Origin of the sequence: Amycolatopsis sp. EV170708-02-1, from assembly GCF_022479115.1 — a bacterium.
GTDB lineage: Bacteria > Actinomycetota > Actinomycetes > Mycobacteriales > Pseudonocardiaceae > Amycolatopsis.
This window is the reverse complement of record NZ_CP092497.1, coordinates 7,691,683-7,711,565: the sequence shown is the minus strand read 5'-3', so window position 1 is coordinate 7,711,565 and position 19,883 is coordinate 7,691,683. Positions and strand designations below refer to the sequence as shown.

At 70.2% G+C, this 19,883-nt stretch carries 18 protein-coding genes and 1 pseudogene; 13 read left to right on the top strand and 6 right to left on the bottom strand.

What is annotated here, in order from left to right; genetic code table 11:
- Positions 1 to 52: 52 nt before the first annotated feature.
- The 4 genes from MJQ72_RS34825 (at position 53) to MJQ72_RS34810 (ending at position 4,533) form a co-directional block, all read left to right on the top strand.
- Positions 53 to 2,629 (top strand): EAL domain-containing protein, encoded by a 2,577-nt coding sequence (locus MJQ72_RS34825; RefSeq protein ID WP_240595325.1) that lies wholly within the window; start codon positions 53 to 55, stop codon positions 2,627 to 2,629.
- A 99-nt stretch (positions 2,630 to 2,728) separates the two neighbouring features.
- A complete protein-coding gene (locus tag MJQ72_RS34820) occupies positions 2,729 to 3,301 on the top strand; it encodes a hypothetical protein (protein ID WP_240595324.1) in 573 nt (190 codons plus the stop codon).
- A 304-nt stretch (positions 3,302 to 3,605) separates the two neighbouring features.
- Positions 3,606 to 4,169, top strand: coding sequence for a TetR/AcrR family transcriptional regulator (locus tag MJQ72_RS34815; RefSeq protein WP_240595323.1), 564 nt, complete (start codon positions 3,606 to 3,608; stop codon positions 4,167 to 4,169).
- Between the two features lies 1 nt (position 4,170).
- Positions 4,171 to 4,533 (top strand): tautomerase family protein, encoded by a 363-nt coding sequence (locus tag MJQ72_RS34810; RefSeq protein WP_240595322.1) that lies wholly within the window; start codon positions 4,171 to 4,173, stop codon positions 4,531 to 4,533.
- Here the strand turns inward: MJQ72_RS34810 and MJQ72_RS34805 are convergent, their stop codons facing one another.
- Positions 4,534 to 5,229, bottom strand: coding sequence for a CDP-alcohol phosphatidyltransferase family protein (locus tag MJQ72_RS34805; RefSeq protein ID WP_240595321.1), 696 nt, complete (start codon positions 5,227 to 5,229; stop codon positions 4,534 to 4,536).
- A gap of 60 nt (positions 5,230 to 5,289) precedes the next feature.
- Here MJQ72_RS34805 and MJQ72_RS34800 point away from each other — a divergent pair, with 60 nt between their 5' ends.
- From MJQ72_RS34800 to ribA, 5 genes and pseudogenes are all read left to right on the top strand, one after another.
- On the top strand, positions 5,290 to 6,270 hold the full coding sequence (locus MJQ72_RS34800) for a zinc-binding alcohol dehydrogenase (RefSeq protein WP_240595320.1): 981 nt from the start codon (positions 5,290 to 5,292) through the stop codon (positions 6,268 to 6,270).
- Between the two features lie 20 nt (positions 6,271 to 6,290).
- Positions 6,291 to 6,689 carry a 6-carboxytetrahydropterin synthase gene (locus tag MJQ72_RS34795; RefSeq protein ID WP_240595319.1) on the top strand — a complete coding sequence of 133 codons (399 nt, stop codon included), beginning with the start codon at positions 6,291 to 6,293 and terminating at the stop codon, positions 6,687 to 6,689.
- Positions 6,686 to 7,752, top strand: a pseudogene (locus MJQ72_RS34790) (glycosyltransferase family 4 protein). The gene MJQ72_RS34795 and the pseudogene MJQ72_RS34790 overlap by 4 nt, the downstream one beginning before the upstream one ends.
- The gene (locus MJQ72_RS34785) at positions 7,749 to 8,567 is read left to right on the top strand and encodes a methyltransferase domain-containing protein (protein ID WP_240595318.1); all 819 of its coding nucleotides are present in this window, start codon (positions 7,749 to 7,751) and stop codon (positions 8,565 to 8,567) included. The pseudogene MJQ72_RS34790 and the gene MJQ72_RS34785 overlap by 4 nt, the downstream one beginning before the upstream one ends.
- The gene (gene ribA, locus MJQ72_RS34780) at positions 8,564 to 10,135 is read left to right on the top strand and encodes a GTP cyclohydrolase II (protein WP_240595317.1); all 1,572 of its coding nucleotides are present in this window, start codon (positions 8,564 to 8,566) and stop codon (positions 10,133 to 10,135) included. Before MJQ72_RS34785 ends, ribA begins: the two co-directional genes overlap by 4 nt.
- 69 nt (positions 10,136 to 10,204) lie before the next feature.
- Here ribA and MJQ72_RS34775 read toward each other — a convergent pair whose 3' ends face one another.
- Positions 10,205 to 10,900, bottom strand: coding sequence for a creatininase family protein (locus MJQ72_RS34775; protein ID WP_396426897.1), 696 nt, complete (start codon positions 10,898 to 10,900; stop codon positions 10,205 to 10,207).
- A gap of 18 nt (positions 10,901 to 10,918) precedes the next feature.
- Between MJQ72_RS34775 and MJQ72_RS34770 the strand changes: the two genes are divergently transcribed.
- The 3 genes from MJQ72_RS34770 to MJQ72_RS34760 all read left to right on the top strand — a co-directional run bounded on the left by MJQ72_RS34770 (position 10,919) and on the right by MJQ72_RS34760 (position 13,672).
- On the top strand, positions 10,919 to 11,707 hold the full coding sequence (locus MJQ72_RS34770; protein WP_240595315.1) for an inositol monophosphatase family protein: 789 nt from the start codon (positions 10,919 to 10,921) through the stop codon (positions 11,705 to 11,707).
- A gap of 78 nt (positions 11,708 to 11,785) precedes the next feature.
- Positions 11,786 to 12,880, top strand: a complete 1,095-nt coding sequence (locus MJQ72_RS34765) for a glycosyltransferase family 4 protein (protein WP_240595314.1) — start codon at positions 11,786 to 11,788, stop codon at positions 12,878 to 12,880.
- A 54-nt stretch (positions 12,881 to 12,934) separates the two neighbouring features.
- Positions 12,935 to 13,672, top strand: a complete 738-nt coding sequence (locus tag MJQ72_RS34760) for a Long-chain-fatty-acid--CoA ligase (RefSeq protein WP_240595313.1) — start codon at positions 12,935 to 12,937, stop codon at positions 13,670 to 13,672.
- Between the two features lie 175 nt (positions 13,673 to 13,847).
- On the opposite strand, the gene MJQ72_RS34755 is transcribed toward MJQ72_RS34760, so the two are convergent.
- Positions 13,848 to 14,144 (bottom strand): hypothetical protein, encoded by a 297-nt coding sequence (locus tag MJQ72_RS34755; protein ID WP_240595312.1) that lies wholly within the window; start codon positions 14,142 to 14,144, stop codon positions 13,848 to 13,850.
- A 98-nt stretch (positions 14,145 to 14,242) separates the two neighbouring features.
- Between MJQ72_RS34755 and MJQ72_RS34750 the strand changes: the two genes are divergently transcribed.
- On the top strand, positions 14,243 to 15,106 hold the full coding sequence (locus MJQ72_RS34750; RefSeq protein ID WP_240595311.1) for an NAD(P)-dependent oxidoreductase: 864 nt from the start codon (positions 14,243 to 14,245) through the stop codon (positions 15,104 to 15,106).
- 248 nt (positions 15,107 to 15,354) lie between these two features.
- Here MJQ72_RS34750 and MJQ72_RS34745 read toward each other — a convergent pair whose 3' ends face one another.
- From MJQ72_RS34745 to MJQ72_RS34735, 3 genes are all read right to left on the bottom strand, one after another.
- Positions 15,355 to 16,317 carry an LLM class flavin-dependent oxidoreductase gene (locus tag MJQ72_RS34745; RefSeq protein ID WP_240595310.1) on the bottom strand — a complete coding sequence of 321 codons (963 nt, stop codon included), beginning with the start codon at positions 16,315 to 16,317 and terminating at the stop codon, positions 15,355 to 15,357.
- Positions 16,318 to 16,332: 15 nt separating this feature from the next.
- Positions 16,333 to 18,234 (bottom strand): translation factor GTPase family protein, encoded by a 1,902-nt coding sequence (locus MJQ72_RS34740; RefSeq protein WP_240595309.1) that lies wholly within the window; start codon positions 18,232 to 18,234, stop codon positions 16,333 to 16,335.
- Between the two features lie 205 nt (positions 18,235 to 18,439).
- Complete coding sequence (locus MJQ72_RS34735) at positions 18,440 to 19,882, bottom strand: glycoside hydrolase family 3 protein (RefSeq protein WP_240595308.1); 1,443 nt, start codon at positions 19,880 to 19,882, stop codon at positions 18,440 to 18,442.
- Between the last annotated feature and the right edge of the window lies 1 nt (position 19,883).

The window sequence follows — 19,883 nt, the reverse complement described above, 5'->3', positions numbered from 1 at the left end:
ATTTAGTGATCTAATCGGAAGCTACATCAGTCGAGTAGGGGGTTTGGATCAGATGGATCCTGACGATCTCGACGGTGGGACTCCCGACACCCACCGGCCCTCGGATCAGGATTCCTCGCCAGCGAACGGCACCGCGACCCGCACGGTGGGAAAAACCGACCGGCACGCGTCGCTCGTCCGTCTGCTGACCGAGTTGTCCACCGAGAGGGATCGGCGCGGCGAACCCGCGCTCGCCTTTCTCGGCCAGGGGTACCGCCTTTTGGAGCAAAATTCCGACAGCGGCACATTGGGAACGCAATATCTCACGATGGTGGAGGCGAGCCCTTACGGGATCTGTGTCCATCAGCGGGGCAAAGTCGTGTTCGTGAACTCGGCCACCATGCGGTTCGTCGGGGCGAAGGTGTCGACCGAGATCATCGGGATGCACATCACGGATCTGGTCGACGAGGGCTCGCAGGACGCGCTGCTGGCGCGGATCGGCTCGCTGGCCTCGCCCGGCTCGTTCAGCGAACCGACCGAGATGACCCTGCGGACCCTCCAGGGCCGCAGGGTCGCCGTCGAATCCCAGGCCGTGCTCACCACCTGGGAGGGCAAACCCGCGTACCAGGTGATCATGCGCGACCTGACCACGCAGAAGGCGGCCGAGGCCGGCCTGCGGTTCCAGGCGGCGCTGGTCGGCCACGCGAGCGACGCGATCATCGCGACCTCGCCCGACGGGCTGGTGACGAGCTGGAACCCGGCGGCCGAGGCCGTCTACGGGCACGACCTCGACCAGGTCATCGGGGTCCCGGTGGCCGAGGTCGTCGGCGCGCCGATGAGCCCGCGGCAGGTCGTCGCCGCCGGCGGTGTCGTGCAGGCGACGCATTACAGCGCCGACGGCACGGCGCTGGCGGTGCGGGTCTCCGCGGCCGAGATGTTCGACGGTTACGTGCTGCTGTGCGCCGACGAGACCGCGCAGCGCCGGGCGGAGGCCGAATTCGCCACCGTCGTCGAGACGCTCGACGAAGGAGTGCTGCTGGTGGGCCCCGGCGGACGGATCGAGCTGGCGAACTCCGCGGCGCACCGGATCGCCGGGGTGCCGCCGGGATCCCTGGTCGGCCTGGAGAGCCGGACACTGCGGCTGCACGACGAGCACGGCGCTCCGGTGCCGGTCGACGATCTGCCGTCCGCGCGGGTGCGGCGGTCCGGGAAGGTCGAGACCGGGCGGGTGGTGCAGGTGCGGCGGCGCGACGGCGCGCACCGGTGGCTTTCGCTGACCTCCGGTCCGCTGATGGCGCCCGGCCAGAGCGTGCCCTCGGTGCTGACGTCCTTCGCCGACATCACCGAACGGCGGGCGATCAGCGAGCGGCTGGCCTACGAGGCCACGCACGACCCGCTGACCAGGCTCGCGAACCGCACGCTCGCGCTGAACCACCTGCGCCGGACGATCGCCGATCCGGCGCGGACGACGACCGTGATGTTCATCGACCTCGACAAGTTCAAGATCATCAACGATTCGCTCGGCCATACCGTCGGCGACCAGGTGCTGCGCATCATCGGCGATCGGCTGCGGGCCGCCGCCGGGCCTTCGGACCTGGTCGGACGGCTCGGCGGGGACGAGTTCCTGGTCATCACCACCGGTTATACCGAAGCCGCCGAGGTGCGGGCGCTGGCCGACCATCTCCAGCGGCGGCTCGCCGAATCGCTCACCGTGCACGGCCGAGAACTGCATATCAATACGAGCATTGGAATAGTGATCGCCGAACCGGGCGATACGCGCACCGCCGACGAATTGCTGGAAGACGCCGATTTGGCGATGTATCAGGCGAAAACGTTCGGCCCCGGCCGTTATGCGTTCTATGCGCCGATCATGCGGAAACGAGTGCGGGACCGTTTCGCGCTCGAACAGGATCTGCGGAACGCCGTCGCGCAAGGGCTGGTGGAGACCGTTTATCAGCCCGTCGTCGATTTGCGGACCGGTGACATGGTCGCGGTGAAGGCGAAGTCCTGTTGGGACCATCCCGTCCGCGGGCCGATCGATCCGGCGGAATTGGCCGAACTCGCCGACGACGGCGATCTTTTGACGGTCATCGGGGCGGAGGTGCTCGCCAAGGCCGCCTGCGAGATCTCTCGATGGCGTGCCGATCATGGTGTGCACTGTAATGTGAATGTGAGCCTTTCGGTCCGCCAACTGGGCGATCCCACGTTGCTGCAAGTGGTTCAGACAACGTTGGAGGGCGCGGGCCTCCTGCCGCAGGATCTGAGCCTCGACGTCGACGAGACGGCGCTGAAGGACGCGGCCGACGCCGTCGACGCGCTGCGGAAGACCGGGGTGCGCGTGACCGCGGAACGGTTCGGCGCCGGGTACTCCTCGCTCGCGCAGCTGTGCAGGCTCGACTTGAGCGTGATCGAGATCGACCGGTCGTTCGTGGCCGATCTCGGGCGATCGAGCGACGCCGAACCGATCGTCGCCGGGATCATGGCGATGGCGCACGCCGTCGACCTGATGGTCGTCGCGGAAGGGGTCGAGACCGCGCGGCAGCTGGAAGTGCTGCACGAACTCGGCTGCGATTGGGCGAAGGGGCCGCTGGTGGCTCCGCCGGGCCGGGTCGAAGACCTCAAGTCCGCGTACGAACACGTTGTGCGGTGAACCGGATGCCCGCCGCGCACGTGGTCCTGGATGCGGGACCAAAGCCTCCTGTCGCGACGGCTCTTCCCGGCGCACGCTTAGCGGTGAAGGAGGTCCGTCGTGTCGCTTGTGTACTTGTGGCGCCTCGGCCGGAATCCGCTCGCTCGCGGCTCGGACCGGGTCGAGGCGGCGATCCTCGTCCTGGGTGTCCTGATCGCGCTGCTCGGTGTGCCGCTGGCCGCGGCGGCAGGCTCGGAGACCTACGCGTCCATGATGGAGCGCTCGGCACTTGAGGCGGCTTCGCGTCACTCGACGACCGCGTTCCTGCTCGAAGACGCTCCGCCGGCTCGTATCGGCGTGGATGGGACGCCTTCCCTGGAGACGGCTTCGGTGGCCGCGCGGTGGGCGTTGCCGGACGGTCGGTTTCAGGAGGCGGCTGTCGCTTCGGACCTCGGCGCTTCGGCGGGGGACGCGGTGACCGTGTGGCTCGACGAGTCCGGTGCCGTCGTCGAGCCGCCGGTGACGCCGCTGGACGCGGCCAGTGCAGGGATCGGTGTCGGCGTCGGCGTGTGGCTGAGCGCGGTGACGCTGCTGGCGGCGGGGTATCTGCTCGCCCGGCACCTGCTGAACCGGGCGCGGTGGGCGGCTTGGGACCGGGAGTGGGCGCGGTTCGGGCAGGACTCGCGTTCTTGAGTGAGGCTTTGGGGCTTCACGTACTTGGGCAGGCGTGAAGGGGCCTTCACTCGCGCTGGCTGTGACGCGTGAGGTCACTGGGGCGCGTGTGGCGATCTGGCGGTCCGTGAGGGACTCCTTCCCTACTTTGAGGGTAGGGAAGGAGTCCCTCACGGACCGACGGCCGATCATGGGGCGCGGTTAGTCGGCCAAGTGCGGAAATGTGGGCGCTGACCTGCGGGGGAGCGCGAAAGTGGTAGCAAAGGTCCCTTGCTCCCCGGTCCGCTGGGTTGTCACTGTACCTACTAGTATGTACGGTCGGGACGTGGACAAGAGGGAAAGGCTCATCGAGAGCACCCGCGAGCTCCTGTGGGAGCGCGGTTACGTCGGCACCAGCCCGAAGGCGATCCAGGAGCGCTCCGGCGCCGGGCAGGGCAGCATGTACCACCACTTCCAGGGCAAGTCCGAACTCGCGCTCGCCGCGATCGCCCGCAGCGCCGACGATCTGCGCGCCAGGGCGGAGGCCGAGTTCTCCGGTCCCGGCTCGGTCGTCGAGCGCGTCACGGTCTACCTGCGCCGCGAACGCGCCGTGCTCAAGGGGTGCCCGGTCGGCAGGCTCGCCCAGGATCCCGACGTGATGGCCGACGCGGAGCTGCGAAAGCCGGTCGAGGAATTCTTCGGCTGGCTCACCGGCCGTCTCGCCGAGCTGCTCGACGAGGGTCGCGCGGCCGGCGAATTCGACCAGTCGCTCGACCCGCTCGCCACGGCGACCGCGCTGGTCGCGGTGTTGCAGGGCGGCTACATCCTCGCTCGCGCCGCGGACTCGCCGGACGTGTTCGCGAAAGCCGTCGACGGCGCTCTCGGCCTGCTCGCCACCAAGGAGACCTGACATGCCCTTCGTCCGTATCGACGCCATCGGAACCGACAAGCTCGAAGCCCTCGGCAACGCCGTCCACGACGCGATGGTCGAGACGCTCGGCATCCCGGCCGACGACCGCTTCCAGGTCCTCAACGGCCGGAGCACCCTGAAATACGACGACTACCTGGGGATCCACCGCGACGAAGGGGTCGTGTACGTCGCGATCACCATGCGGCAGGGGCGTACCGACGAGCAGAAGAAGGCCCTGTACCGGCGGATCGCGGAGCTCGCCGAGGAGTACGCGGGCACCGAGCCGCGGAACGTGCTCGTCACGATCACCGAGAACAATCCGGTCGACTGGTCGATCGGGAACGGCGAAGCGCAGTACGCGTGATCAGGCGGGAGCGGCGGTGAAGGCGTGCTGCTCCAGCAGCCACCACGTGTCGCGCCCGAACGACCAGGTCAGCAGCGCCAGCGCGCCCAGCGTGAGCACGAACCCGGCCCAGAGCGGCAAGACCGTCGAGGCCACCACGACCAGCACGATCCCCTGGATCGCCGCGACCGTCTTGCGCGCCAGGCTCGGCGGAAGCGGCGTGTTCAGCCACGGCCAGAGCCTGCTCGCGGCGACGAAGACGTAGCGCATCGCGCCGATCGTGAGCACCCACGGGCCCAGCGACTGCGCGACGACCACACTCAGGATCAGGATCAGATACGCGTCGACCTCCATGTCGAACCGCGCGCCGAGCGGCGACGCCGTCCCGGTGCGGCGGGCGACCTGGCCGTCGACGGCGTCCAGGACGAGCGCGACCGACGCGAGGACGACCATCGCGACGATCTCCCGGCCCGCCGTGTCGACGACGAGCGCGGTCACGCAGCCGACCAGCCCGGAGCGGGCGAGCGTCACGGCGTCGGCGGGGCCGAGGGAGCGCGCGGTGCTCCGGTTCAGCCCGTAGGTCAGGAATCCGCCCACGGCGAGGCCGTAGGCCGCTCCGGCGAGCCAGCCCAGCGGGCCCAGTCCGGTGACGGCGTCCAGCGTCCCCAGCAGCGCCAGCTGGACGAGGACCCCCAGGAAAACTCCGGGGTTGATCACGAGGCCTCCTCGTTATGGTGGCGGTGACCCCGCTTCCAGGGTCCGACATGAGAGGACACGATGGAACGCGCCTTCTGGTTCAGTGGTTCCGGCGACGGTGAGCTCAGGCCGGTCACGCTCCCTCCGGTCGGCGACGACGAAGTGCTGGTCCGCACCCTGTACACGGGCGTGAGCCGCGGCACCGAGACGCTCGTCTTCCGCGGCGAGGTCCCGTCGAGTCAACGTGCGGCCATGCGCGCGCCGTTCCAGGAAGGCGACTTCCCCGGTCCCGTGAAGTACGGGTACCTCAATGTCGGCGTGGTCGAACGCGGTCCGGCGGACCTCGCCGGGCAGGTCGTCTTCTGCCTCTATCCACATCAGACGCGCTATGTCGTCCCGGCGTCCGCCGTCACGCCGGTACCGAGCGAGGTCCCGCCGGAGCGCGCGATCCTCGCGGGGACGATCGAGACCGCGGTCAACGCCGTCTGGGACGCGTCGCCGAAACTCGGCGACCGGATCGCCGTGGTCGGCGCCGGGATGGTCGGAAGCAGCGTCGCGAAACTGCTGGCCGGCTTCCCGGGTGCCAGGGTGCAGCTGATCGACGTCGACCCGGAGCGCGCGAAGATCGCCGAAGCGCTCGGTGTCGACTTCTCGACACCGGAGGATGCGCTGGGCGACTGCGACCTCGTCGTGCACGCCAGCGCGAGCGAAGCGGGGCTCGCCCGGTCGCTGGAGCTGCTCGCGCCGGAAGGCGAGGTCATCGAGCTGAGCTGGTACGGCGACCGGAGGGTCGGCGTTCCGCTCGGCGAGAACTTCCACTCGCGACGGCTGGCGATCCGCAGCAGCCAGGTCGGCATGGTCTCGCCGTCCCGCCGGCTGAACCGGTCCTACGCCGACCGCTTGGCGCTCGCTTTGCGTCTCCTCGCCGATCCGGGGTTCGAAGTGCTGGTCAGCGGGGAATGTCAGTTCCGTGAACTACCGGACGTCCTGCCGCGTCTGGCCGCGAATGAACCAGGAACGCTCTGCCTCCGTGTGACCTATCAGATGGAGGAACCGCGTTAGGGCTCGATCCGGGAGGTCCGTTGTTCAGTATCACCGTCCGCGACCACGTCATGGTGGCCCACAGCTTCCGCGGCGAGGTCTTCGGCCCCGCACAGCGGCTGCATGGCGCGACCTTCCTGGTGGACGCGACGTTCCGCCGGTCCGAACTGGACGCCGACAACATCGTCGTCGACATCGGCAAGGCGACCGAAGAGCTCAAAGCGGTGCTCGCCGACCTGAACTACCGCAACCTCGACGACGTGCCCGAGTTCGCCGGGGTCAACACCTCGACCGAGTTCCTCGCGAAGGTCGTCGCGGACCGGCTCGCCGACCGCGTCCACTCGGGAGCGCTCGGTGAGGGCGCGCGCGGCCTCGAAGGGCTCACCGTCTCGCTGCACGAATCCCACGTCGCCTGGGCGAGTTACGAGCGTGCGCTGTGAGCCGCCTTCACGTCGTCCTGCCGAACGACATCGACGACGTGAGCGCGCCCAGCGGCGGCAACGTCTACGACCGGCGCTTGTGCGACGGCCTCGCGGGCGAGTCGGTGGAGGTCCACGAGATCCCCGTGCGCGGGAACTGGCCGCGGCCCGACACCGAAGCGCGCAAGGTGCTGGCACGCAAGCTGGCCGAGCTGCCCGACGGCGCGGCGGTCCTGCTCGACGGGCTGGTCGCCTGCGGGGTGCCCGAGGTGATCGCGCCCGCCGCGCGGAGGCTGTCGGTCGCGGTGCTGGTGCATCTGCCGCTGGCCGACGAAACCGGGCTTTCGCCCTCGCTGGCCGCCGAACTGGACCGGCTGGAGCGGGAGACGCTCGGCGCGGTCGACGCCGTGGTCGCGACCAGCGACTGGGCGGCGCGACGGCTCATCGAGCACCACGACCTCGCGCCACACCGCGTGCACGTGGTGCCGCCCGGGGTCGACAAGGCCGAAGTCGCTTCCGGGAGCCTGGGCGGGACGCAGCTGGTCTGCGTCGCCAACGTGACGCCGCGCAAGGGACAGGGCCTGCTCGCGGACGCGTTGAAGTCGCTGAAGGACCTTCCGTGGACCTGTGAGTGCGTTGGCGCCATACGCCGCGAGACCCGCTACGTCGAACGCCTGCGGCGACACACCCTCGGCGACCGGTTCAGCCTGGCCGGCCCCGGTCCGGCGAAGCGCTCGAAGCTACGTACGCGGCGGCAGACCTTCTCGTGCTGCCTTCGCGCGCGGAGACCTACGGCATGGTCGTCACCGAGGCGCTCGCACACGGCATCCCCGTGCTCACGACCGCCGTCGACGCCCTGCCGGACACGCTCGGCCTGGCGCCCGACGGCAGTGTGCCCGGGATGCTCGTCCCCGGTGAGGACGTCAACGCGCTGGCCGCGGCCCTCCGCCGCTGGCTGACCGAACCTGACCTGCGTGATCGCCTTCGCGCCTCAGCGCGCCTTCGCCGAGAGACACTGACCGGCTGGGACGAGACGGCCCGCGGTGTCGCCGCGGTACTGCTGAGTGAACGGACGGCGGCATGACCAAGTACGCCCCCAGCTGGCTTCAGCTGCGTGAAGACGCCGACGCCGCCGCTCGCGCGACCGAGCTGATCGAGCCGGTGCGTGCGTTCCTGCGCGGACGGGAGGAGATAGTCGTCCGGGATCTCGGCTGCGGCACCGGTTCGCTCGGCCGCTGGCTGGCCAGGCGGCTGCCCGGACGCCAGCACTGGATCCTGCACGACCGCGACCCGGACCTGCTCACCCACGCCCTGGCGCGCACCAGCCGCCCGGATCACGCTTTGGACGGAAGCGAGGTCACCGTCGTCACCGAGCAGCGTGACATCACCGAATTACGCGCGGAGGACCTCGCCGGGACTTCGCTCGTGGCGGCGTCGGCGCTGCTCGACCTGCTCACCGCCGAGGAGATGTCCCGGCTGGCGGAGGCGTGCGCCGAGGCGCGCTGCGCGGTCCTGTTCACTCTCAGCGTTTCGGGCCGGGTGGTGCTTTCGCCCAAGGACAAGTTCGACATCGAGATCTCCGACGCCTTCAACGCGCACCAGCGCCGGGTGACCGACGGCCGGTGGCTGCTCGGACCGGACGCGGTGGACGTCGCCTTCGGGGTCTTCGAACGCCTCGGCGCCACCGTGCGGCGCGCGCCGAGCCCGTGGCGGCTCGGGGCGGATCAGGTCGCGCTGACCGCGGAATGGCTCACCGGCTGGGTCGGCGCCGCCTGCGAACAGCGGCCGGAACTCGCGGCGGACGGGGACGCCTATCTGCGGTGGCGGCTCGCGCAGTGCGCGGCCGGCGAGCTGAACGCGGTGATCCAGCACGAAGATCTCCTGGTGGTGCCCGCGTGAAACGGCTCTGGCCCTGGCTTCGGACCCTCGGCGCGCTCGCCATCCTCGGCGCGCTCGTCTGGCAGCTGGGCACCGGCGCGTTCCTCGACGGAGTGCGCGAGGTCGACGCGGGCGGGATCGCCGCCGCGCTCGGGATCGGTTTCGCCACCACGGTTTTCAGCGCCTGGCGCTGGCGTCTGGTCGCGCGGCGGCTCAGCCTTCGGTTGTCGCTGCCGAGCGCCGTCGGCGAGTACTACCGCGCGTTGTTCCTCAACGGTGTCCTGCCTGCGGGCGTCCTGGGCGACGTCAACCGCGCCGTGCAGCACGGGCGCGAAGCCGGTGACGTCCCGCGCGGCGTCCGCGCGGTGGTGCTGGAGCGCACGGCCGGGCAGATCGTGGTGATCGGCGCTTCGGTCGTCGTCGTGCTCACCGTGCCTTCCGTGGTGCCGCCGCCGATCGATCGCGTGGTGACGGCCGCCGGGATCGCCGTGGTCGTACTCGCGTTCGCGGCCGTCGTCACCGGGATGACGGCCGGGAAACGGTGGATCCACAGTGGATCGAAATGGCGCCGCGGGTTCGCCGTATCCCTCGCCGACGTCCGGCTCGGGCTGCTGACCAAGGAGACCTGGCCCGGGGTCGGCCTGCTTTCGGTCGCCACCCTGGCCGGGCATCTCGCCCTGTTCGTCGTCGCCGCGCGCGCGGCGGGAGTCACCGCGCCGGTCGGCGAGCTGCTGCCGCTGATGATCCTCGCCCTACTCGCGATGGGGCTGCCGCTGAACATCGGCGGATGGGGCCCGCGCGAAGGCGTCTGCGCGCTCCTCTTCGGCGCCGCGGGCCTCGGTTCGGCGCAGGGGGTCACCGTGGCCGTCGTCTACGGCGTGCTCGCGCTCGTCTCCAGCCTTCCCGGCGCGGGCATCCTGCTCGCGCGTTCTGTCCAGAGTCACCGAACAGACAGGAGAAGCCCGATGACCGTCGAGAGGGTCGTGGAGACCAGACTGCCCACCCGGTACGGCGTTTTCCGCGCGTATGGGTACCTGGACGCCGACGGCACCGAACAGATGGCGCTGGTGCACGGCGACGTCGCGACCTCCGGCACGCTGGCGCGGGTCCATTCGGAATGTCTCACCGGCGACGTGTTCAGCTCGATGCACTGCGAGTGCGGCGACCAGCTGGCCGCCGCGCTGCGGGCGATCGTCGACGAGGGCGCCGGAGTCCTCGTCTACGCCCAGGGGCACGAAGGGCGCGGAATCGGCCTGCTCGCGAAGCTGAAAGCGATGCGGCTGCAGGACGAAGGGCTCGACACCGTCGAGGCGAACATCGCGCTCGGGCTGCCGGTGGACGCCCGCGACTACCGCGCCGCGGCGGAGATCCTGAACGATCTCGGCGTGCGGTCGGTGCGGCTGCTGTCCAACAACCCGGCGAAGGTCGACCAGCTGGAACGGCACGGGGTGCGGATCAGCGAGCGGGTGCCGCTGCTGGTCACGCCGAACGACGAGAACCTGCGGTACCTGCGGACCAAACAGGAGCGGATGCACCACTTCCTGCCGCATCTGGACGCGATCGAGTCGGTGGGCGCGGCGGGGAGCTGAAGGGGACTTTCCCCGCGTCTCACGCGGTGAAGGGCGCTTTCGTCGCATGGCATGCGGGGAAAGTCCCCTTCAGCCCAGCGCGGCCAGGGTGTCCCCGAAGCTCTCCACCAGTGACTCCAGCACCAGCCGTCCCTTCTCCGCCGTCGCCAGCGAAGGCCGCCCGACCACACCGGATTCCGAATACGGGCGCAGGCCCACCGTCAGCAGATGCCGCCTGTCGTCGGCGAGGTGGTCCGCCTCGGTGAAACCGGGCCGGACCAGCGAAGGATGCGCGTGCAGCAAGAGGGAGGTCTCCAGCTCGCCGGCGTGCATGTCGCTGTCCAGCGACGTCTCCAGCCCGGCCGCGTCGTGCGCCGCCTGCCAGCCTTCGACGCCGGGGAAGAGCGCCATCGGCGACGTCGACTCCTGGACCACGTTGGCCAGGACGTAGTTGCCGCCGTGCGCGTTCACCAGCACCAGTTTCGGGACACCGGACCGGCGCAGCGAGGCGGCGACGTCGTTCACCACGGCGTACAGCGTCGCGGCGGAGATGCTGACCGTGCCCGCCCAATCCGCGTGCTCGTGGGAACAGCCGATCGTGATCGGCGGGAGCCGCAGCACCGGATACGCCGCGGCGAGGGCGTCGGCGATCGTCGTCGCGATCACCGCGTCGGTGGCGAGCGGGAGATGCGCGCCGTGCTGTTCGAAACTGCCGACGGGCAGCACCGCGACCTCGGCGCCGCGGGCGCTTTCGTCGGCCGTCGTGGCCGTCGGGAACAGGTTCACCCGGGCTACGGTACCCATATGACCGACCACGCCGCATTGTTGTCCGTGGCCCGCGAGGCCGTCGCCAAGGCCACCGGGATCATCCGCTCGATGACGTCGTTTTCCGTTGCCGCCAAAGGTGATCGCGATATGGTGACCGACGTCGACCTCGCCGTCGAGGACGCCGTCCGCGAGTTCCTGGCGCGCGAGACGCCGGAGATCGGCATCCTCGGCGAGGAGCGCGGGCACGAGGGGAACGAGAACCTGTGGTGGGCGCTCGACCCCGTCGACGGCACGGCGAACTTCGCGCGTGGGATTCCGCTGTGCGGTGTTTCGCTCGGGCTCGTCGACGGTCTGAAGAGCACGGTCGCGGCGATCTCCCTGCCGTTCCTCGACGTCACCTACACCGCTGTGGAGGGTCAGGGCGCGTACGCGGGCGAAGAGCGTCTCGCGGCATCGAAAGCGACGGAGCTGTCCGACGCGATCGTGAGTATCGGCGACTTCGCGGTCGGCGAGGGCGCGGAGGTCAAGAACCGCGTCCGGATGGCGTTGCTGGCCGAACTCGGCGGCCGTGTGCAGCGGGTCCGCTTCCTCGGCTCCGCGGCGATCGACCTGGCGTGGGTCGCGGACGGCAAACTCGACGCGAGCGTCATCCTCGCCAACAAACCGTGGGACACGATGGCGGGTGTCCTGCTGGTGCGCGAGGCCGGGGGAGTGGTGGTCGACACCGACGGCGGCGACCACACGGTGCGTTCGGCGGCCACCATCGCGGTCGGGGCCGGACTGCGTGACGAGCTCGTCGCGGCGGTCGCGCGGGTGGCGGACTGAACTTTGTCGCCCGGGAAATGAACCGGACGGGCGCCGCATCCGTGTCTCCTGATAAGGCGCCCGCATCTGGAGGTAACCGTGTTCACCTCGAATGTCCGCGTGACCGAACCGGTCGTCTTCGTCCTGCCGGGCGAAACCGAGGACGTCAGCGGTGAATACGACCGCCGGATGTGCCAGAACCTCCCGGCCACCGGTCTGCCCTTGCTGGAACTGCCGATCGCCGGGGAATGGCCGATGCCGGGGCCGCTGTCGCGGTCGAGACTCGCCCGTTCGCTCGCCGCGTTGCCCGACGACACCGTCGTCCTGATCGACGGCACGGTCGCCTGCGGGGTCCCGGAGATCGTCGTCCCGCACGCGCGGCGGCTCCGGCTGGCGGTCCTGGTCCACCGGCCGCTCGCCGACGATCCCGCGCTCGATCCGGCGCAGGCCGCCGAACTCGACGCCTGCGAACGGGAGACCCTGCGGCTGACCGGGATGATCGTCGCCACCGGGCCGTGGCTCGCGCGGCAGCTGATCGACCGGCACGATCTCGACCCGACCCGCGTCTACGTCGCGACACCCGGTACGGACGCGGCGCCGCTCGCCGCCGGGGCCGACGGCGTCTCGCGGCTGCTGTGTCTGGCGCCGATGACCGCGCGCCACGGCCAGGACGTGCTGATCCGGGCGCTCTCCCTGGTCGACGAGCTGGCGTTCAAATGCGTGTTCGCCGGTGCGACACACCACGATCCCGCGTACGTCGACGAACTGCGCTGGACGGTCGAGCGGCTCGGGCTCGGCTCCCGGATCAGCCTCATCCAGCCGCCGGAAGACCTCGACCTGGTCTACGACGGCGCGGATCTGCTCGTCCTGCCCGCCCGCGGCGGCACCTCCGGACTGGTCGTCGCCGAGGCGCTGGCGCGCGGGATCCCCGTGGTGGCCACCGAAACCGCCGGCGCGCACGACGCGCTCGGCACCGCTCCCGGTGGCGGAGTCCCCGGCATGCTGGTGCCGCCGAACAACCCTTCGGCGCTCGCGGCGGCGTTGCTGCGCTGGTCGCTCGACGCCGAACTCCGCCATTCCCTGCGGACGTCGGCGCTCGCGCGGAGCAGCGTCCTGGAGGAATGGGACGTCGCCGCGGGCAGGCTCACCGATGTCCTTTCCCGGTTGCAGGCCGCGCCTCGGCAGCCCGCGTGATCATCGCCCGGAAGCAGCTATCGGGGAGACCGCCGCCTCGATTGACTGGGCGGCATGCGAATCGTCGATCTTGCGTCCCGCCCCGATCTCCTCGATGCCGCGCTGAATCTCGGTGACGTCGGCGGTGAATTCATCTACGCCGGGGCCAGCGGCAAGATGATCACCCCGGACCGGTTCCTGCGGCACTGGTCGCGGTATTTCCTGATCGCGCTGGACGACGACGGCGCGCCGATCGCGCGGGCCCTGTCGGTCCCGCTGACCTATCCGGCCGAAGACCGCCACGAGCTGCCGTCGCACGGGTGGGACGAGGCGATCCAGTGGGCCGCGCAAGACCTCATGGACGGCCGCGCGCCCGACACCCTCTGCGCCCTCGAAGTCGTCGTGGCGCCGCGAATGCGCGGAACCGGCCTGTCCACGCCGATGCTCAAGGCGCTGAAGGCGCGCGCCGCCGAGACGGGGCTGAAGCGGCTGATCGTCTCCGTGCGCCCGATCGGCAAGGAGGACGAACCCGGCGTCCTCATGGAGGACTACGCCGTCCGGCGGCGCGAGGACGGGCTGCTCGCCGACCGCTGGCTGCGCACCCACGAACGGCTCGGCGCGCGGATGATCAAGGTGTGCCCGTTCGCGGTGACCATTTCGGGCTCGATCGCGGACTGGAAGGAATGGAGCGGCGTCGACCTCGTCGACGGCGACAACGTGATCCCCGGCGGGATCGCGCCGGTGCACGCGAACGTCGAGCGGGACTGCGGGGTGTACGTGGAGGCGAACGTGTGGATGGAGCACCCGTTCTGATCGGCTCGTGGGCTCAGTCCGCGCGATCGGGAGTGGCGTTTCGGGTTATTGAGGGGTGCGGCAAAGGTGGTGTGTCGCGAAAGCCACTTTCGCGACGTGTGATGTCCCGAAAGTGGCTTTCGCGACACGCCGCCGACTGGCGGTTCGCCGGTCACGATGCGGAACGTCCGGTCCTTCACGATCGTGCCCCGGGAACGAAGCGTTCGCCGTCGAAGACCATCTCGAGCGGCGGGAGTCGCGTGTCCGGCCGCCAGCCGGCGCGGAAGGCGTCGTGGATGGCGCGGCGGACCTGCGTCTGTGTCGGCAGGAAGGCGTGGTGGTACGGGTCGAGGACGAGGATCTGCCCGTCGGTGCCGTCTTCCTTGACGCGGATCGCGCGCGTCGTCCGTTCCCAGTCGGCGTCGAGGTGCCAGAGGAACGACTGGCCGTTGCGCAGCGAGACTCGACGGGTGTCCTTCTCCGGCCAGGCCATGGTGATCACTCCTCGGATGGCGGGGCATTCCTCGCGATTTCCGCCGCAATCGTCGCACCGGGCCCGGCGCCGCCCGCCGGTGCCGCAGAGTGAAGCCCATGGACCTCGAACGAGTCGGTTTCGCCGGGCTGGGCAGCATGGGCGAGCCGATGGCACGGAACCTGGTGCGGGCCGGGATCCCGGTGCTCCGGTGGAACCGCACTCCGGGCAAGGGCGACCGGGTGACCGATGTCGCCGACTTTTTCGCGCGGTGCGATGTCGTGATCCTGATGCTCAAGGACGCGGCCGCGGTCGACGCCGTGCTCGGCCGCGGCGGGCCCGAATTCGCCGCCCGGGTGGCGGGCCGCACGATCGTCCACATGGGAACGACCGCGCCGGGCCATTCCCGCGAACTCGAGGCAGAACTCCTCGCGGCCGGGGCGAAGTACGTGGAGGCCCCGGTTTCGGGTTCGCGCGTCCCGGCGGAGGCGGGGGAGCTGGTCGCGATGCTCGCGGGCGACCCCGGCGTGGTCGAGGAGGTCCGGGAGCTGTTCGGGCCGATGTGCCGGGAAACGGTGTACTGCGGGCCGGTCCCGAACGGGCTCCTGATGAAGCTGGCGGTCAACGTGCACCTGACCGCGGTCGTGACTTCCCTTGCCGAGACGGTGCACTTCGCCCGGGCGCACGGGCTGGATCTCGGCCTGCTCGCCGACGTCCTCGGCGCCGGACAGCTCGCCAGCCCGATCCTGCGGGTCAAGGCGCCCAAGCTGGTCGAAGAGGATTTCGCGCCGCAGGCCTCGATCGCGAACGTGCTGGCCAATGTCGAGCTGATCGCGGCGGCGGCCGGGGAGGCGGGCCTGGAGCTGCCGCTGATCTCGGCGTCCCGCGCCCTCTACGCCGAGACCGCGCGGCTCGGTCTCGGCGAGGAGGACATGGTCGCCGTGATCAGGGCGCTCGACACCCCGCCGCATTCAGAGGACTAAACGCGGTCGTTGCGTGTGCAAGGACCGCGTTCAGTCCTCTAAATGCGGTGCTTGGGGCAGGGACCAGCGATGTCCTGAAGGCCACCCTTGAGACATCTAACGTCCCAAAGGCGGCCTTCACGACGAGGCCCACGGTCGCTTGGGTGTTGTGAAGGGGACTTTCGCCGCATCAGATGTGCGGAAAGTCCCCTTCGCCCCAGGCGCCGCCGCCCCTTGACCGCATTCAGAGGACGAAATGCGGAGGAGGGTCAGCCGCGCAGGGCCGCGGCGATCCGGCCCGCCGCGGCGAAGGACTCCTCCTCCGGCTCGCCGAGCAGGGGGAGCAGGATGACCGACTCGGTCCCGGCCGCGTACAGGGCGCGGATCTGCTCGACGCACCGGTCGAGCGGGCCGCTGACGCTCAGCCTGTCGATCCACTCGGGCCGCAACCGCCGGGCCAGGTCTTCGCGGTCGGTCGCGGCCTCGACCTCGGCCAGCAGTTCCGCGCCGAAGTCCAGCGGCTCCAGCGCCGGACCGGAGTTCGGCCCGATCGCGGACGCGACGTCGGACCGGGCGCGCTCGCGGGCCCGCTCGGGATCGGCGTCGAGGGCCAGCCAGTTGTAGGTGGCGATCGAATGGTCTTCGACGCCGATGAGGTCCCGTGTCGCGCGGACGTACTCCGGGGTCGCCGGTTCGGCCAGGAGCGTCCCGTCGGCGACCCGGCCCGCCGCCGCGAGCGATTTCGGGCCGCGGACACCGGCGACGAGCTTCGGCGGCAGCGCGGGCGGGAACTCCAGCTCGACCTCGTCGAGCCGCACGTGCTTGCCCTCGAACGAAACGCGTTCACCCGCCAGGAGACGGCGGATGACCGTCAGCGTCTCTTCGAACGCGGCGAGCGCCGACTTCGGCCACGCGTCGATCTGCCGCATCCAGCTCGGCACCCCGTGCCCGAATCCGGCGATCAGCCGTCCGGGGTACAGCTCCGCCAGCGCCGCGATCTCCATCGCGGCGATGGCCGGGTTCCTCGCCACGGCGGGCATGATGCCGATGCCGAGGGTGATCTTCTCGGTCGCCGCCAGCACCGCCGACGCCGTCGCGATCCCGCCCGCGTAGAAGCAGTCCTCGACGATCCAGACCTCGTCCAGGCCCTCCTGTTCCGCGCGCCGGGCGAGGCCGGTCAGGCGGGCGGCGGGCAGCTCGCGCGGGATCCTGACCCCGAGCCGTGAAACCATGACGTTCTCCGTTCTTCAGACGCGCCGCAGCACGCGTAACAGATATTCCTTGCGTTCCAACGGGTTGTGATCGGTCCTCGCTCGCGACGGCGCCGCTCCCCGGACGGGCCGGTAGCCGTGGAACGCCGTCTCCATCGCGCCTTCCCCTCGAGTCGCCGAGGGCAGGAGCTGGTGCACCGTATGGGTTTCCGCCGCCGGGATCTCGCCTTCGAGTTCGGCCGTGCCGCCCTTCGTGATGGTCGTCCGCGGGACGGCGCGAGCCCGCGCCAGCAGCGCGGTCACCGCGCCGAGCGTGTCGGCCGGGGTTTGGAGGGTGAACCGGTGCAGCGGTTCGTGGACGGTCGTCCCGGCCTCGCGCAGCGCCGCCATCAGTACCAACGGCGTCAGATCACGGAAATCGCCCGCGGTGCTGGACATGCTTTTGTCGAACGTGCCGTGGGCGTGGCTTTGCCTGGCGTAGTAGCCGGAATGCGTCATCGTCACCGCGCAGTCGCCCACCTCCCAGCCGTGGATGCCTTCGCGCAGCGTCTCCTTCACCGTGTCCTCCACGGCTTTGACGAAGGAATACGGCATCGAGCCGAGTTCGACCTCCAAGCGGAACGAGATCCCGCTTCCGGGCTCGACACGTAGCCCGACCGTGGCCAGAAAGGGATTCGACGCCGTGCCGATGAGCTCGACGGCCGACCCGGTGCCGGAGACGCGCTCGACGCAGATCGTGGTCGTCTCGCTGAAGGTGACGTCGATGCCGTATTCGTCCGCGAGCGTCGCCTGTACGACCTCCTTCTGCACTTCTCCGTACAGCGAAACGGAAGTCTCCTGGCGGACCTCGTCGTGCCGCAGGCCGATCAGCGGATCCTGTTCGGTCAACCGGGTGAGCGCCTGGTGCAGCGCACCGCGATCGGTGGGGCGCACCGGCGAGACGACGGTTTCCAGCGTCGGCGGCGAGAACAGGGCCTCCCGCGCTCGCGTCCGGGCCCCGAGCACGTCCCCGATCCGGACGTCGAGCCCCGAAAGTTTCGCGATCCGCCCGGCCTCGGCCGATCCCGACGGCACGGCCGAGCCGTGGTCGAAAACGCTGATCGCGGTGACCTTGCCTTCGCCGTCGCCGAGCGGGACCTTGTCGCGCACGGCGACGCTGCCGGTGAACAGCCGCACGTAGGCGATCTTCTCGCCGCCCGGCGCGCGCTCGACCTTGAACACCGTGCCGGACAGCGGCGCGTGGACGTCGGCTTCCTTGGCGGGCAACAGGTTCTCGATGCCGTCGCGGAGCGCGTCGATCCCGGCGCCGGTGATCGCGGATCCGAAATAGACCGGATGAGCGCGACCTTCGGCGACTTTCGCGGAGAGTTCGGCGCGGAGCCGTGACGGCGTGAACGTGTCCGGGGCGGTGAGGTACTCGGTCAGGAAGTCCTCGTCGAGTGTCGCCAGCAGATCGATCACCCGATCGGGGTCCATCGTGACGGCCGTCGGCGTGAGTTTCTCGGCGATCTCCCGGAAAACGCGCTCCGGGTCGGCGCCTCGGCGGTCCAGTTTGTTCACGAACAGCAGCACCGGGACGCCCAGCCGCCGCAAGGTCCGCATCAGGACCCGGGTCTGGGCTTGGACGCCTTCGACTGCGGACAGCACCAGGACGGCGCCGTCGAGCACGCCGAGCGCGCGTTCGACCTCGGCGATGAAGTCGGGGTGGCCGGGGGTGTCGATCAGGTTGACGGTGACGTCGCCGAGGGCGAACGACACCACGGCCGCCTTGATGGTGATGCCGCGGGCGCGTTCGAGCGCCAGGGTGTCGGTCTGCGTGCTGCCGTCGTCGACGCTGCCCAGTTCGCCGATGATCCCGGCGGTGTGCAACAGACGCTCGGTCAGGCTCGTCTTCCCGGCGTCAACATGCGCCAGAATCCCCAGATTGAGGGTTTTCACGAGTGGTCTCGTCCTTGAGGTAGGCGGAAAGTACCTGAGGGAAGGACGTGGTCACTCGCAAGACGATCATCTCCTAGGCCGGGAACCGATCTTCCCGACTACAGCACCCCCGCTCCGGCGCCGCAACCGAATAACGCGATTCGTCCTCTGAACGCGGTCCATGCATACGCAAGTACCGCATTCAGAGGACGAAACGCGAAAGGGGTCAGGCCAGGTACTCCGCGGCGGCGCGGAGGCTGACGTAGGACCCGCTGAACGTGTCGATCCGCGGCCCGTCGGTCTCCGGGCCGGGAACACCGGTTTCGACCCGGATGTAGTCCACAGAGGACTCTCGCAGCCAGCTGAGGAACTCGCGGACCTCCGGGTGCCGGTGTGCCTCGCGCGTCACCACCACGAGGTCACGGGCACCGTGGACGGCCTCGATCGCGGTCGCGATCTCGTCCGCGCCGACCTTGAGCGCCCGGGTGCCGGGCACGAGCTCGGTCAGATGCGAGCCGAGCCCCCACGGCATCGGTCCGGCCGCGATGATCGGCTCGGTCTCGATGTCGATCACCAGCGGCGGGCCGTCCAGCTTCGGCGAACCCTGGATCCGCAACGCCTTGCGTGCCGCCTCCAGGCCGAGCCGGTGATCCACCCGGGAGATCGGCGTCGAAACCGGGGGAGTGCCGAGCGCGGCGACCCGTTCCGACGCCTCTGCCAGCCGTTCCAGCGGCAGCTCACCGGATTCGACCGCGGCCGCGATGACCGCCGCGATCCGGTTCAGCTCGTCCTCTTCGAACGACACTCCGCCGAGGCACAGCGCGTCGGCGCCGGCGATCAGCGCCCGCACCGACGCCCGTCCGACGCCCTCGGTCTTGCCGAGCTCTCCGGCGACGGCGCCCATGTCCAGCGCGTCGGTGACGACCGCGCCGGTGAAGCCGAGCTCGCCGCGCAGGACGTCGGTGAGCGCCTTCGGGTTCAGCGTCGCGGGCAGCTCACCCCACGCGGGGACGACGAGGTGCCCGGTCATCACCGCGCGCACCCCGGCCGCGATGGCCGCCTTGAACGGCACGAGTTCGAGCTCGCGCAATTCCGCCTCGGTCCTGGGCAGCACCGGCAGCGCGTGGTGCGAATCGTCGGTCGCCGCCCCGTGCCCGGGGAAATGCTTGGCGGACGCGGCCACGCCGTACTTCTGCAGGCCGGTGATGTACGCCGCGACATGCGGCGACGCCTTTTCCGGATCCGAACCGAACGCCCGGACCCCGATCGAGGGATCCTCGGCCGCCAGCGTGAGATCCGCGCACGGGGCGAAGTTGATCGTCACCCCGCACGCGGCCAGCCGTTCGCCGAGCGCCGCCGCGACCGAGGCCGTCAGCTCGACGTCGTCCGCGGCGCCGAGTGCGAGCGGCCCCGGCACGAACGAGCCGGTGGCGACGTCGAGCCGGGTGACGTCACCGCCCTCCTCGTCGATGCCGACGAGCACGTCGGGCCGTTCCGCCCGTAGCTGCGCGCTCAGCGCGGCCACCTGCTCGTCGTCGACCACGTTGCGGCCGAACAGGATCGCGCCGCCGAGACCGTCCGCCACCTTGCGGCGCAGCCACTCCGGCGCGGTGGTGCCGTCGAAGCCCGATACGAGCACGGATGCGGCGAGCTTTTCCGGTGAAGACAAC